Below are 14,178 nucleotides of genomic sequence, written 5' to 3'. Positions count from 1 at the left end.
ATTTACCCGGTCGCACTGTAGCCAGCGAGGCGGTGATCTGCGTCGCTCAGGCCACCCTTTGCCGCGCCCCGTCAGGGAAGCATTGCGCGTAAGCCTGGGATAAGAGTTGAGCCCCCTAGGCTCACTTCTGTTGACGCAAGCGCAGCGACCGTGCATCCTTGAGTCAGATCCACTCAAGAAGTACATCTGGAGGAACCGAAATGGCACGTGCGGTCGGCATCGACCTGGGCACGACTAATTCCGTCGTCAGCGTTCTCGAAGGCGGCGAGCCCACCGTCATCACCAACGCCGAAGGCGCCAGGACCACGCCGTCCGTCGTCGCCTTCGCGAAGAACGGCGAGGTGCTCGTCGGCGAGGTCGCCAAGCGCCAGGCGGTCACCAACGTCGACAGGACCATCCGGTCGGTCAAGCGCCACATGGGCACCGACTGGAAGGTGGACATCGACGACAAGGCGTTCAACCCCCAGCAGATCTCGGCGTTCATCCTGCAGAAGCTGAAGCGCGACGCCGAGTCGTACCTGGGCGAGAAGGTCGCGGACGCGGTCATCACCGTCCCGGCGTACTTCAACGACTCCGAGCGCCAGGCCACCAAGGAGGCCGGTGAGATCGCGGGCCTGAACGTCCTGCGCATCGTCAACGAGCCGACCGCCGCCGCTCTCGCCTACGGCCTCGACAAGGACGACCAGACCATTCTGGTCTTCGACCTCGGTGGCGGCACCTTCGACGTCTCGCTCCTTGAGATCGGCGACGGCGTCGTCGAGGTGAAGGCCACGAACGGCGACAACCACCTCGGTGGTGACGACTGGGACCAGCGCGTCGTCGACTACCTGGTCAAGCAGTTCAACAACGGCCACGGCGTGGACCTGGGCAAGGACAAGATGGCGCTCCAGCGCCTGCGCGAGGCGGCCGAGAAGGCCAAGATCGAGCTGTCCTCCTCCACGGAGACCACGATCAACCTGCCCTACATCACGGCCTCCGCCGAGGGCCCGCTGCACCTGGACGAGAAGCTCACGCGCGCCCAGTTCCAGCAGCTCACGTCCGACCTCCTGGAGCGCTGCAAGACGCCGTTCCACAACGTCATCAAGGACGCGGGCATCCAGCTCTCCGAGATCGACCACGTCGTTCTCGTCGGTGGCTCGACCCGCATGCCCGCCGTCGCGGAGCTCGTCAAGGAGCTGACCGGCGGCCAGGACGCCAACAAGGGTGTGAACCCGGACGAGGTCGTCGCCATCGGCGCCGCCCTCCAGGCCGGTGTCCTCAAGGGCGAGGTCAAGGACGTCCTGCTCCTCGACGTGACCCCGCTGTCCCTCGGCATCGAGACCAAGGGGGGGATCATGACGAAGCTCATCGAGCGGAACACCACGATCCCGACCAAGCGCTCCGAGATCTTCACGACGGCCGAGGACAACCAGCCGTCCGTCCAGATCCAGGTCTACCAGGGCGAGCGCGAGATCGCGGCGTACAACAAGAAGCTCGGCATGTTCGAGCTGACGGGCCTGCCGCCGGCCCCGCGCGGTGTCCCGCAGATCGAGGTCGCCTTCGACATCGACGCCAACGGCATCATGCACGTGACCGCGAAGGACCTGGGCACGGGCAAGGAGCAGAAGATGACCGTCACCGGTGGCTCCTCGCTGCCGAAGGACGAGGTCAACCGGATGCGCGAAGAGGCCGAGAAGTACGCGGACGAGGACCACGCCCGCCGCGAGGCCGCCGAGTCCCGCAACCAGGGCGAGCAGCTCGTCTACCAGACGGAGAAGTTCCTCAGCGACAACGCCGAGAAGGTCCCCGCTGACGTCAAGACCGAGGTCGAGGAAGCCGTCGGCGAGCTGAAGGAGAAGCTCAAGGGCGAGGACTCGGCCGAGATCCGCACCGCCACCGAGAAGGTCGCCGCCGTCTCGCAGAAGCTGGGCCAGGCCATGTACGCCGACGCCCAGGGCGCGCAGGCCGCGGGCGGCGCCGAGGGCGCGGCCCCCGGCGGCGAGCAGCCCAAGGACGACGACGGCGTCGTCGACGCCGAGATCGTCGACGACGAGAAGGACCAGAAGGGCGGCGCCGCCTGATGACCGAGGAGACCCCGGGCTTCGGCGAGAACGCCGACCAGTCTGACGTCCCCTCCGGCGCCACCTCTGACGACGCGGCGCCGAAGGCCGCCGAGCCCTCCAGCGAGGAGGGCCCGGCGGCCCCGGCCGGGGACACGGAGAGCAAGACGTCCGCCCAGGACGTGGGCCTGACCGCCCAACTGGACCAGGTGCGCACCGCGCTCAACGAGCGCACCGCGGACCTCCAGCGGTTGCAGGCCGAGTATCAGAACTACCGCCGTCGGGTGGAGCGGGACAAGGTGTCGGTCAAGGAGATCGCCTCGGCGAACCTCCTGTCCGAGCTCCTGCCGACCCTCGACGACATCGGCCGCGCGCGGGACCACGGCGAGCTGGTCGGCGGCTTCAAGTCGGTCGCCGAATCGCTGGAGACCGTCGTCGCCAAGCTGGGCCTCCAGCAGTTCGGCAAGGAGGGCGAGCCCTTCGACCCGACGATCCACGAGGCCCTGATGCACAGCTACGCCCCGGACGTCACCGAGACGACGTGCGTCGCGATCCTGCAGCCGGGGTATCGCTTCGGCGAGCGCACCATCCGCCCCGCGCGGGTGGCCGTCGCCGAGCCGCAGCCCGGCGCGCAGACCGTGAAGGGCGACGAGGCCGAGGGCTCCGCCGCCGCGGAGAAGGCGGACGAGAAGGAGACCGGTGGCCCGGAAGAGGGCTGACGGTCACGAGACGAGTGAGGAGGGACGTCGGGGATGAGCACCAAGGACTTCATCGAGAAGGACTACTACAAGGTCCTCGGCGTCCCCAAGGACGCCACCGAGGCCGAGATCAAGAAGGCGTACCGGAAGCTCGCACGCGAGAACCACCCGGACGCCAACAAGGGAAACGTCAAGGCGGAGGAGCGCTTCAAGGAGATCTCCGAGGCGAACGACGTCCTCGGTGACCCCAAGAAGCGCAAGGAGTACGACGAAGCGCGTGCTCTCTTCGGCAACGGCGGGTTCCGGCAGGGCCCCGGGGCCGGCGGCGGATCGTTCAACTTCGACCTGGGCGACCTCTTCGGAGGCGGCGCCCCGGGTCAGGGCGGTGGCGGTGCGGCCGGCGGCTTCGGGGGCGGCCTCGGTGACGTCTTCGGGGGCCTGTTCAACCGCGGCGGCGCGGGTGCCGGAGCCGGCACGCGTACGCAGCCGAGGCGCGGCCAGGACATCGAGTCCGAGGTCACGCTGAGCTTCACGGAGGCGGTGGACGGCGCGACGGTGCCGCTGCGCATGTCCTCCCAGGCGGCCTGCAAGGCCTGTTCCGGCACCGGCGACAAGAACGGCACGCCCCGCGTGTGCCCGACCTGCGTCGGCACGGGCCAGGTCTCGCGGGGCGGCGGCGGCGGTTTCTCGCTGACCGACCCGTGCGTGGACTGCAAGGGCCGGGGCCTGATCGCCCAGGACCCCTGCGACGTCTGCGGCGGCTCGGGCCGCGCGAAGTCGTCCCGCACCATGCAGGTGCGCATCCCCGCGGGTGTCTCCGACGGCCAGCGGATCAGGCTGCGCGGCAAGGGCGCTCCCGGCGAGCGCGGCGGCCCCGCCGGTGACCTGTATGTCGTGGTGCACGTCGACAGCCACCCGGTCTTCGGCCGCAAGGGCGACAACCTGACGGTGACGGTGCCGGTGACGTATCCGGAGGCGGCACTGGGCGGCGAGGTGAAGGTGCCGACACTCGGCGGCCCTCCCGTCACGCTGAAACTCCCGCCGGGCACGCCCAATGGACGTACGATGCGCGCCCGTGGCAAGGGCGCGGTCCGCAAGGACGGCACCCGGGGCGATCTGCTCGTGACGGTGGAGGTGTCGGTCCCGACCGACCTGTCCGACGCCGCGAAGGAAGCCCTGGAGTCCTACCGCGAGGCGACCGCGGGCGACGACCCGCGGGCAGACCTGTTCAAGGCCGCGAAGGGAGCATGAGATGGACGGCCGTCGTCGACAGTCCGGTTTCAGTAGGGCGTATCAACTCACCGACGAGACGCCGGTGTACGTCATCTCGGTGGCCGCCCAGCTCAGCGGCCTCCACCCGCAGACCCTGCGCCAGTACGACCGCCTCGGCCTGGTCTCCCCGGACCGCACGGCGGGCCGGGGCCGGCGTTACTCCGCCCGCGACATCGAACTGCTCCGCACGGTGCAGCAGTTGTCGCAGGAGGAGGGCATCAACCTCGCCGGCATCAAGCGGATCATCGAGCTGGAGAACCAGGTCGCCGCGCTCCAGTCGCGCATCGCGGAGCTCTCCGCGGCCGTGGACGGAGCGGCCGCCGCCATGCAGCAGCGCGAGGCGGCGGTGCACGCCTCGTACCGCCGTGACCTCGTCCCGTACCAGGACGTGCAGCAGGCGAGCGCGCTGGTGGTCTGGCGTCCGAAGCGGGCCACGGACTGAGGTCCGCGGGTAGTTCCGTACGCGCGCCGGGGCCAGGAGGTGGGAACCTCCTGGCCCCGGCGCGCGTTTGCGTTCTCGACCTGAAGTTGACCGTTGATCGCTGATCGTTGTGTGCCGGGGGAAGTGGGTAGTTCGGCATGGCCATGGTGGGACTGTTCTGGATCGCCGAGGGTGATGTGTACGTGGGGGCGAAGCCGTCCGGCCTCGCCGAAGGGGTGCGGCTGACCCCGGAGGGTGTGCTCCCGCTCGGGGACGGACGGCCCGGCCTGCTGCTCTGGGAGGACGTGCGGTCGCTGACCATCGACCACGTCCCCGTCAAGACGCTGAAGCGGCACGTGGGCGCGGCGGTCGACATGGTCCTGTCGCTGGGCCTCGGGGGCGACGACGTGGCCCCGATGATGACGGTCCGGGTCGGCGGCGCCGAGGGCGACACGGAGCTGATGGCGTACACCGCGGCGGCGGTCGGCTACTCCCAGCGGGAGTTCGACCTCTCCCGCATGCTCCTCGCCCGCATGACGGAGGGCGCGGCCACCCTGCACACGACGCTCGCGGTGATGGCGGAGTGGGGCCGCCGCCACGAGGGCGGCACCCCGCGCACGGCGGAGCGGGAGGCGCTGCTCACGGAGTGGGCGGGGGTGTGACGCGGAGCCGCGAGCGGGCCTCGGCGGAGGCGCCGGACGCAAGCCGGGCCGGGCCCGGCATGAGTGCCGGGCCGGGCCCCGTCATGAGTGCCGCGCCGACCCGTCATGAGTGCCGGGCGTCCAGGAGGCCCGAGCGGCCGATGAGGTAGCCGAGCTGGGCCCGGCTGCCGCTGCCGAGCACGGCGGCCAGCTTGGCGATGTGCACGCGGGCCGTGCGGATGTTCATGCCGAGCCGCGTGGCGATCTCGGCGTCGGTGAGCCCCTCGACGAGGAGGCCCGCTATGGCGTGCTGGCGGGCCGTGACGCCGTCCTTGGGCGGCTGGGGCGCGGCCTGCGGCCACATCGGCGTGGCGAGCCGCCACAGCCGCCAGAAGGTGGTGGCGAAGTGCTCGACCAGGGCGGGGTGGCGCACCTCCAGGGCGACGCTGCGGTCCTTGCTCGCCGGGATGAACGCCACGGTCCTGTCGAGGACGAAGAGCCGCTCGGTGACCTCGTCCATCGTCCGCGCCTCGGCGTCGCCCTCCAGGTGCTCGAAGTGGGCGAGCACGGGAAGGGAGTAGCGCGTGGGGTGCTGGTAGAGCGTCCGCATCCGGCAGCCGCGGCGGAGGACGGCCTGGTCACGGGGGAAGACTTCGGCCAAGATCTCCGGCGGCCGGGCCCCGCCGGGCTGGACCGCGAGGAACTCCTCGGTGATGTCCTCCATGGCCCGCTCGATCGCGGAGTTGATGCGGTCGAGCCCGTCGAGGACGGTGATCGCGGGGGCCTTGGGCGTCACCGGGGGCGGCCCTGGTCGAGAATCCCCGACTGGGCGATGAGGTAGCCGAGCTGGGCGCGGCTGCCGCTGCCGAGGGCGGCGGCGATCTTGGCTATGTGGGCGCGGCAGGTGCGCACGTTCATGCCGAGTCGGCGCGCGATGGCCTCGTCGACGTGGCCTTCGATGAGGAGCTTGGCGATGGAGCGCTGGACGCCGGTGATCCCGTCGGTGGACGGGGCGTACGGAACCTCGTCGAGCAGGGGCGTCGCCTTGTGCCACTGATGCTCGAAGACCTTGGCGAGGTACTCCACGATGCCCGGGTGCCGGAGCTCCAGGGCGACCTGGCGGTCCTCCCGCGCGGGGATGAGTGCCACCGTGCGGTCGAAGATCATCAGCCGGTCGATGAGTTCTTCCAGGGTCCTGATGTGCACGTTGCCGTTGGCCATGCGTGCCGCGTACGCCAGCGTTCCCTGGCTGTGCCGGACCGTGTGCTGGTAGAGGGTGCGCATGGTGATGCCGCGGTCGAGCACGGTCTGGCCGCGTTGCAGGGCCACCGTGAGCGAGTCCTCGCTGCGGCCGCCGCCGGGCTGGGCCGTGAGGATCTCGTGGCGGCATTCGGCCGTGGCCCGCTCGATGGCGGCGTCGATGTGACCGTCGTTCTCCAGCACCGTTATCGAGTGACCCGTCGGTTCGGTGCGCGCGGTGATGGCCATGAATGGCTCAAACAGATCGGTCAGCTGTACGGCGAGCCGCCGTCGGTCCTGTATTTCCCGTTCGATCGGATTGAGGCGTTGTGCGAGCGCCGCCGACGGCGGGATCGGGCGCAGCCAGTCGTTGTCGTCCGGGTCGGGGCGCAGCAGGTTGGTTTCGAGCAGGCAGGGCGCGTTCTCGGCCTCCAGTCGCGACAGGCGTCCACTGCTGAGCGCGCTGGCGTAAAGCCTCGCACCCTCATCACAGAGGGCGGTCGAGGGGTGGGGATGTGCCGGTTTAGTGCTTGTTGTGATCAAATCTCCACCCCCCAGGGTCCTGAACGTGCAGGAACATGATGCATCGACCCTGTGGCTTTGACGTGCTCAATTGAGACATCGTCTTGTTGTGCCGGGGGAGAGGAACCTACCAAGTGAGGACGAAGCCGATCATGTTTAAGCGCATGCTTCGCTCGGTGCTTGTCACCACCTTCTCCGCAGGGCTGGCTTTGGGCGGGGTAACCATTCTCGATCTCTCCTGGAACAGCCAGCCGGCGGACGTCGCGACGGTGGCCGCACCGGGCTCGGATCTGTCGTGGAATGTGCTCCCGAAGGGGGGCGGCCGGGCGTGAGCACTCCCCCCGACGACCGCACCTTCCGACGCGAGATGGCCACGGCCTACCGCTCGGGCTGGCACTTCATCGATCTTGTCACCGCGATCCCCCACCACGGTGACTCCTTGATGGTGACCCTGCTGGGTGAGCCGATCGTCGTCACCCGTGACGACGAGGAGGAGATCCGCGCCTACCGGTGCCTGCGGCGCCCGCGAGGGGCACCCCAGCCCGTGCGGTGTGCCGTCCGGTACGGCATGGTCTTCGTCAATCTGGACCGACGCGACCACCGGATCATAGGAGAACAGGGCCCGGACGCGGCCGACGTGTCCGACAGCATCACAGCCACCCCCCGCAGTGCCTGACGCGATTCCCCCGTCGTTGTAAATCGCGCAGGCACTTCCCCCAGCAGCGGCGTCACCGTGGACCTGAACACGGTGGCGCCGCTGTGGCGTTCACGCACGGCCCCGGCGCGTCCCTGAGCGCACGTCCTCAGCGCACGCCCTCGCGCGGCCTCACGCCTTGCCCATCGCCCGCGTCACCCGGATCTCGATCAGTACGCGGTCGGGGTTCGGGGACGGCCTGCGTTCGTAGCGCTCCTCGTAGCGCAGTTCCGCCGCCGCGATCAGCGCCGGCTCCGTCCTGACCGTCGCGATGCCCTCCAGCGTGGCCCAGCGCCGGCCCGCGTGCTGGCAGACCGCCACCCGCGCCCCCGGCCCGCCCTCGGCGTCCGCCGCCGCGAGGACGTGCGCGACCTTCCGGCTCGTCCTGCGGGCGAGCACCCGCGCGACGCCCTCGACCGGGTCGTACGTCACGCCGACCGGCACCACGTGCGGGGTGCCGTCCGGGCGCGGTGTCGTCAACGTGCACAGGTGCCGTTCGCGCCAGAAGCTGAGGTAGGGCTCGGGCGGGTCGCGCGGGTCGACCTGTCTGCTGGGTGGCTTGGTGTTCATGGCCCGGAACATAGCCGCCCTGCCTTACCCCGCTCGCCTTGAGTGGAATAGACTCAACTTTGTGCACGTTGACGTAGTCAGTGTGGACGGGCGGTACGGGGTACTCGGCGATACGGGTGCGCGTGGGCCCGGGTGAGTGGTTGGACCGTAAGGAGGAGAAGCGCACGTGGACGCAGAGCTGACCAACAGGAGCCGGGACGCGATCAACGCGGCCGGTGACCGTGCCGTGCACGACGGGCACGCCGACCTGACCCCGGCGCACCTGCTGCTGGCGCTGCTGGAGGGCCGGGAGAACGAGAACATCACCGACCTGCTCGCCGCGGTCGACGCCGACCAGGCGGCCGTGCGCGCCGACACCGAGCGGATTCTCGCCGCGCTGCCCAGCGTGACCGGGTCCACCGTGGCCCCGCCGCAGCCCGACCGCGAGCTGCTCGCCGTCATCGCCGACGCCTCGCGGCGCGCCAAGGAGCTGGGCGACGAGTACCTCTCGACCGAGCACCTGCTCATCGGCGTCGCCGCCAAGGGCGGCCGGGCCGGGGAGGCGCTGGCCAAGCGCGGAGCCACCGACAAGAAGCTTCTCGGCGCGTTCGAGACGACAAGGGGAGGGCGCCGGGTGACCACACCCGACCCCGAGGGCCAGTACAAGGCCCTGGAGAAGTTCGGCACCGATTTCACCGCCGCGGCCCGCGAGGGCCGGCTCGACCCGGTCATCGGGCGGGACCAGGAGATCCGGCGGGTGGTCCAGGTGCTGTCACGCCGTACGAAGAACAACCCCGTGCTCATCGGCGAGCCCGGCGTCGGCAAGACCGCCGTCGTCGAGGGGCTCGCGCAGCGGATCGTGAAGGGGGACGTGCCGGAGTCGCTGAAGAACAAGCGGCTCGTCTCCCTCGACCTGGGCGCGATGGTCGCGGGTGCGAAGTACCGCGGCGAGTTCGAGGAGCGGCTCAAGACCGTCCTCTCCGAGATCAAGGGGAGCGACGGACAGATCATCACCTTCATCGACGAGCTGCACACCGTCGTCGGCGCGGGTGCGGGCGGTGACTCCGCGATGGACGCGGGGAACATGCTCAAGCCGATGCTGGCCCGCGGTGAGCTGCGCATGGTCGGCGCGACCACCCTCGACGAGTACCGCGAGCGGATCGAGAAGGACCCCGCCCTGGAGCGCCGCTTCCAGCAGGTCCTGGTCGCCGAGCCGTCCGTCGAGGACTCCATCGCGATCCTGCGCGGGCTCAAGGGGCGGTACGAGGCGCACCACAAGGTGCAGATCGCCGACAGCGCCCTGGTGGCCGCGGCGGCGCTCTCCGACCGGTACATCACCTCGCGCTTCCTGCCCGACAAGGCCATCGACCTGGTGGACGAGGCGGCGTCCCGCCTCCGCATGGAGATCGACTCCTCGCCCGTGGAGATCGACGAGCTCCAGCGCGCCGTCGACCGGCTGCGCATGGAGGAGCTGGCGCTCAGCAAGGAGACCGACCCGGCGAGCAAGCAGCGCCTGGAGAAGCTGCGGCGCGACCTCGCCGACAAGGAGGAGGAGCTGCGCGGGCTCACGGCACGCTGGGAGAAGGAGAAGCAGTCCCTCAACCGCGTCGGTGCCCTGAAGGAGAAGCTCGACGAGCTGCGCGGCCAGGCCGAGCGTGCCCAGCGCGACGGCGACTTCGACACCGCCTCCAAGCTGCTCTACGGAGAGATCCCGTCCCTGGAGCGCGATCTCGAAGCCGCGTCCGAGGCCGAGGAGGAGGCCGCGCAGGCCAAGGACACCATGGTCAAGGAGGAGGTCGGCCCGGACGACATCGCCGACGTCGTCGGGGCCTGGACCGGCATCCCCGCCGGACGCCTCCTCGAAGGGGAGACGCACAAGCTCCTGCGCATGGAGGACGAGCTCGGCAAGCGGCTCATCGGGCAGCGCGAGGCGGTGACGGCGGTCTCCGACGCGGTGCGGCGCACCCGCGCGGGCATCGCCGACCCCGACCGGCCCACCGGTTCCTTCCTCTTCCTCGGCCCGACGGGCGTCGGCAAGACGGAGCTGGCCAAGGCCCTCGCGGACTTCCTCTTCGACGACGAGCGGGCCATGGTCCGCATCGACATGAGCGAGTACGGCGAGAAGCACAGCGTGGCCAGGCTGGTCGGCGCTCCCCCCGGCTACGTGGGGTACGAGGAGGGCGGCCAGCTCACCGAGGCGGTGCGGCGCCGCCCGTACAGCGTCGTGCTGCTCGACGAGGTCGAGAAGGCCCACCCGGAGGTCTTCGACGTCCTGCTCCAGGTGCTCGACGACGGGCGCCTCACCGACGGGCAGGGACGGACGGTGGACTTCCGCAACACCATCCTGGTCCTGACGTCCAACCTGGGCAGCCAGTACCTGGTGGAGCCGCTCACCTCGGAGGAGGAGAAGAAGCAGCAGGTCCTTGAGGTGGTGCGGGCGTCCTTCAAGCCGGAGTTCCTCAACCGGCTCGACGACCTGGTGGTCTTCTCGGCGCTCGGCAAGGACGAGCTCGCCCACATCGCCCGGCTCCAGGTCGACCGCCTCGCCGACCGCCTCGCCGAGCGGCGCCTCACCCTGGACGTCACCCCCGACGCGCTCGCCTGGCTGGCGGACGAGGGCAACGACCCGGCGTACGGTGCGCGCCCCCTGCGCCGCCTCATCCAGACGGCGATCGGCGACCGTCTCGCGAAGGAGATCCTCGCGGGCGAGGTCAAGGACGGCGACACGGTCCGGGTGGACCGGTTCGAGGACGGCCTGATCGTGGGCCCGGCGACGGGGTCCCCCACGGGCAAGTCGCTGTAGCGGCGTCCCGTCCACGACTCGGAGGAGCCGGGCTTGCCCCCGGGGCCCCATCTTGGGAGAGGATGGGGCCCATCCATACGAAGGGACCACGCACGTGAGCATCGACCCGTCCTCGATTCCGAATTTCGGGGGCCAGCCCGAACCGCAGCAGGGAGCAGGACCGGCGGGCCCCGTCGTCCCCGACCAGGATCTGGTCAAGCAGCTCCTGGACCAGATGGAGCTCAAGCACGTCGTCGACGACGAGGGTGACCTCGCGGCGCCGTGGGAGGACTTCCGCACGTACTTCATGTTCCGTGGCGAGGACGACCAGCAGGTCTTCTCGGTGCGGACGTTCTACGACCGGCCCCACCAGATCGAGCAGAAGCAGCAGCTTCTGGAGTCGATCGACGACTGGAACCGCCGGACGCTGTGGCCGAAGGTCTACAGCCACACGCACGACGACGGCACGGTCCGCCTGATCGGCGAGGCCCAGATGCTGATCGGCACCGGAGTCTCCCTGGAGCACTTCGTGTCCTCGACCGTCAGCTGGGTGCGCGCCGCGATCGAGTTCGACCGCTGGCTCGTCGAGCAGCTCGGCCTGGAGTCCGAGGTGGATTCCGCCGAGGACGAGAAGCCGGGCGGCGACGAGGCCTGAGGGCCCGTACCTCCTGTACGGCCGGAGCCCGGCCGGGGCGCACAGCACCCCGGCCGGGCTCTCGTCGTACCGCGGCCGGGCTCCCGTCGTGCCGCGCCGGGCGTTCTCAGCCCGCCAGCGACTTGAGGCGGGCGACCGCCTCCTCCAGGACCGGGATCCGCTTGCAGAAGGCGAAGCGGACGAAGGGGGCGCCGGCGTCGCGGTGGTCGTAGAAGACGGCGTTCGGGATGGCCACGACGCCCGCCCGCTCCGGCAGTGAGCGGCAGAAGGCGAAGCCGTCGCCCCCGTGGGAGAGGCCGTCGCCCAGCGGGCGGATGTCCGTCGTCACGAAGTAGGTGCCCGCCGGGCGGTAGACGCCGAAGCCCGCGGCCGCCAGGCCCTCGCTGAGCAGGTCCCGCTTGGCCCGCATGTCCGCCCGGAAGTCGGCGAAGAAGGAGTCGGGCAGCGCGAGCGCCTCGGCGACGGCGTACTGGAAGGGCCCCGCGGACACGAAGGTGAGGTACTGCTTCGCCGAGCGGACCGCCGTGACCAGCTCGGGCGACGACGTCAGCCAGCCGACCTTCCAGCCGGTGAACGAGAACGTCTTGCCGGCGGACCCGATGGTGACCGTGCGCTCGCGCATGCCGGGGAAGGAGGCGAGCGGGATGTGCTCGGCGTCGTCGAAGACGAGGTGTTCGTAGACCTCGTCGGTGACGACGAGCAGGTCGCGCTCGACGGCGAGCTTCGCGATCTCCGCCAGCTCGGCCCGGCAGAGGACCGTGCCGGTCGGGTTGTGCGGGGTGTTGAGCAGCAGCAGCCGGGTGCGGGGCGTGACCGCGTCGCGCAGCTCGTCCAGGTCGAGGTGGAAGCGGCCGTCCCGCGGGCGCAGGGTGACCGGGACGCGGGTGCCGCCGGCGAGGGCGATGGCGGCGGCGTACGAGTCGTAGTAGGGCTCCAGGGCGATGACCTCGTCGCCCGGCTCGACCAGGGCGAGCAGGGACGCCGCGATGGCCTCGGTCGCGCCCGCCGTCACGAGGACCTCGCGGTCGGGGTCGTACGAGAGGGAGTAGCGGGAGAGCTGGTGCCCGGCGATGGCCGCGCGCAGCTCCGGTACGCCGGGGCCCGGCGGGTACTGGTTGCCGCGGCCGTCGCGCAGCGCCCGTACCGCCGCCTCCCGGACGGCCTCGGGGCCGTCGGTGTCCGGGAAGCCCTGGCCCAGGTTGATCGCACCCGTGGTCACCGCGAGGGCGGACATCTCGGCGAAGATCGTCGTACCGAACTCGGTCAGGCGGCGGTTGAGCAGCGGGCGCCCGCTCCCGGATGTGGAGGTCATGGCCGCCATCCTGCGCCGAACCTCTGGACTTCCTCAACTCTGCTTTGGGGCGCCGCGGGCCCGGGCATCCCCCTGTCACGCGAGAAGGCGAGGGCCCACGGGGGACCCCGCTGCGGGGAACGGGAAGGGGTGTGGTCGCCGTGAACGGTGCCTTCATCTTCATCGGAGTGCTGGTCTTCTTCGTGCTGGTCTCGGTGGTCGGGCGGCGATGGAGCAGCGGGCAGGGCTCGCACGCGGGCGTCGGCTCGGGCAGCTCGTCGGGCGGTGTGGGGGGCGGGAGCTGGTGGACCGGCGACTCCGGCGGTAGTGGCGGATCCTCGTGCGGGGGCGGTTCCTCATGCGGGGGCGGTTCCTCGTGCGGGGGTGGCGGGGGCGGCGGGGGAGGATGCGGCGGAGGCAGCTGACACGGGGCAGCTGGTCCACCGGTCCAAGGAGCGTCCGGCGGGAAGGCAACTTCCGCCGGGCGCTTCGACGTTGGCGGGGCCGCGCCGGGTGGCCGCGTCAACTGGTGTGGCCGGGGGGCGTGTTCCAGGTGCCGCACGGCGCGAGGCGCATTGAACAGTTGAACCGGGCATCCCCCAGGGGTGGAAAGTGCATGAAGTTGGGTAAAAGTGCTGTGGAGTGTCGCCGACCATGATTACCTCGTCAGTCAGCACGCCCTCAGAGGTCCGTCACAGGTTTCAGGGTCCGATACCGGGACATCCGTACGTGACGTGCTCGTGGGCACGAGCCGGTATTTCGGCGTCCCGGGTCCGATCCGGTGCGCCGGTCCCCCCTCCATTGCGTGTTAGCGGAGCCGACCCATGCTCACGACCTTGAAGACTGTCTATACCGACACGCGCGCCGAGGACCTCGCATGGGCCCTTGGCCGCGGCCCTCTGCCCGCTCTGGCCACCCTGGACCTCGAACTGGCCGGGGCGAAAATGGAGTTGAGGCTGCTCGGCGCCTCGCACCAGGTCCTCCTCGAGCAGGAGCGCGGCACGTGCTCCGAGACCGTGGCCTGCATCCCCGGCAGCAGCACACCGCTCCCGCTGGGCGTCTCCAAGCGTGTGGGCGAGTGGGAGTACGAGTTCGCCGCGCGCGTCGAGACGCTCTCACGCGGCCAGTTCGCGGGCCGCGCCCAGGAGTTGCTCGCCCTGGTCGCCGAGCACCCGCACGGCCTGGCCGGGGTCTTCCCCGGCAGCCCGCACGCCTTCACCGCCCTGCTCGCGCAGCGGCACGAGGGCTCGGTGATGTGGCGGACATGGCACGCCTACCCGCAGGAGGGCCAGTTGGTGGCCACGCGGACCCGGGTCGGCGTGCGGATGCCGCTGCCCGCCGCGCTCTGAACCCGCGACGGCGCGTCTACACATCC

13 protein-coding genes and 1 pseudogene are annotated in these 14,178 nt (G+C 70.5%); 10 read left to right on the top strand and 4 right to left on the bottom strand.

Features of this window, described 5'->3' with window-relative positions:
• Nucleotides 1-200 precede the first annotated feature (200 nt).
• The 5 genes from dnaK to ACRAKF_RS19105 all read left to right on the top strand — a co-directional run bounded on the left by dnaK (nt 201) and on the right by ACRAKF_RS19105 (nt 5,092).
• A complete protein-coding gene (gene dnaK / locus ACRAKF_RS19125; RefSeq protein WP_447038377.1) occupies nt 201-2,060 on the top strand; it encodes a molecular chaperone DnaK in 1,860 nt (619 codons plus the stop codon).
• Nucleotides 2,060-2,758, top strand: a complete 699-nt coding sequence (gene grpE, locus ACRAKF_RS19120) for a nucleotide exchange factor GrpE (RefSeq protein WP_447038376.1) — start codon at nt 2,060-2,062, stop codon at nt 2,756-2,758. Before dnaK ends, grpE begins: the two co-directional genes overlap by 1 nt.
• Nucleotides 2,759-2,791: 33 nt before the next feature.
• Entirely contained in the window at nt 2,792-3,988 is a 1,197-nt protein-coding gene (gene dnaJ, locus ACRAKF_RS19115) for a molecular chaperone DnaJ (protein WP_447038375.1), read from the top strand.
• 1 nt (nt 3,989) lies between these two features.
• A complete protein-coding gene (locus ACRAKF_RS19110) occupies nt 3,990-4,451 on the top strand; it encodes a heat shock protein transcriptional repressor HspR (protein ID WP_447038374.1) in 462 nt (153 codons plus the stop codon).
• Between the two features lie 137 nt (nt 4,452-4,588).
• Nucleotides 4,589-5,092 carry a hypothetical protein gene (locus ACRAKF_RS19105; protein WP_447038373.1) on the top strand — a complete coding sequence of 168 codons (504 nt, stop codon included), beginning with the start codon at nt 4,589-4,591 and terminating at the stop codon, nt 5,090-5,092.
• A gap of 103 nt (nt 5,093-5,195) precedes the next feature.
• Here ACRAKF_RS19105 and ACRAKF_RS19100 read toward each other — a convergent pair.
• Both ACRAKF_RS19100 and ACRAKF_RS19095 read right to left on the bottom strand, forming a co-directional pair.
• A pseudogene (locus ACRAKF_RS19100) lies at nt 5,196-5,864 on the bottom strand (helix-turn-helix transcriptional regulator); the annotation flags it as partial.
• On the bottom strand, nt 5,864-6,853 hold the full coding sequence (locus ACRAKF_RS19095) for a helix-turn-helix transcriptional regulator (RefSeq protein ID WP_447038372.1): 990 nt from the start codon (nt 6,851-6,853) through the stop codon (nt 5,864-5,866). The gene ACRAKF_RS19095 and the pseudogene ACRAKF_RS19100, both read right to left, overlap by 1 nt.
• 131 nt (nt 6,854-6,984) lie before the next feature.
• Here ACRAKF_RS19095 and ACRAKF_RS19090 point away from each other — a divergent pair, with 131 nt between their 5' ends.
• Entirely contained in the window at nt 6,985-7,164 is a 180-nt protein-coding gene (locus ACRAKF_RS19090) for a hypothetical protein (protein WP_447038371.1), read from the top strand.
• Nucleotides 7,161-7,508 carry a hypothetical protein gene (locus ACRAKF_RS19085; protein WP_447038370.1) on the top strand — a complete coding sequence of 116 codons (348 nt, stop codon included), beginning with the start codon at nt 7,161-7,163 and terminating at the stop codon, nt 7,506-7,508. Before ACRAKF_RS19090 ends, ACRAKF_RS19085 begins: the two co-directional genes overlap by 4 nt.
• Before the next feature lie 150 nt (nt 7,509-7,658).
• Here ACRAKF_RS19085 and ACRAKF_RS19080 read toward each other — a convergent pair whose 3' ends face one another.
• Nucleotides 7,659-8,096 carry a pyridoxamine 5'-phosphate oxidase family protein gene (locus ACRAKF_RS19080; protein ID WP_447038369.1) on the bottom strand — a complete coding sequence of 146 codons (438 nt, stop codon included), beginning with the start codon at nt 8,094-8,096 and terminating at the stop codon, nt 7,659-7,661.
• Nucleotides 8,097-8,262: 166 nt separating this feature from the next.
• Between ACRAKF_RS19080 and clpB the strand changes: the two genes are divergently transcribed.
• Both clpB and ACRAKF_RS19070 read left to right on the top strand, forming a co-directional pair.
• Entirely contained in the window at nt 8,263-10,878 is a 2,616-nt protein-coding gene (clpB, locus tag ACRAKF_RS19075) for an ATP-dependent chaperone ClpB (RefSeq protein ID WP_447038368.1), read from the top strand.
• 94 nt (nt 10,879-10,972) lie between these two features.
• Nucleotides 10,973-11,512 carry a YbjN domain-containing protein gene (locus ACRAKF_RS19070; RefSeq protein WP_447038367.1) on the top strand — a complete coding sequence of 180 codons (540 nt, stop codon included), beginning with the start codon at nt 10,973-10,975 and terminating at the stop codon, nt 11,510-11,512.
• A 106-nt stretch (nt 11,513-11,618) separates the two neighbouring features.
• Here the strand turns inward: ACRAKF_RS19070 and ACRAKF_RS19065 are convergent, their stop codons facing one another.
• Entirely contained in the window at nt 11,619-12,824 is a 1,206-nt protein-coding gene (locus ACRAKF_RS19065) for a pyridoxal phosphate-dependent aminotransferase (RefSeq protein WP_447038366.1), read from the bottom strand.
• An 803-nt stretch (nt 12,825-13,627) separates the two neighbouring features.
• On the opposite strand from ACRAKF_RS19065, the gene ACRAKF_RS19060 reads away from it, so the two are divergent.
• Nucleotides 13,628-14,152 carry a DUF2617 family protein gene (locus ACRAKF_RS19060; RefSeq protein ID WP_447038365.1) on the top strand — a complete coding sequence of 175 codons (525 nt, stop codon included), beginning with the start codon at nt 13,628-13,630 and terminating at the stop codon, nt 14,150-14,152.
• Nucleotides 14,153-14,178 lie beyond the last annotated feature (26 nt).

Source organism: Streptomyces sp. DSM 118878, from assembly GCF_052936595.1.
This window is presented reverse-complemented; position numbering and strand designations above follow the sequence as displayed.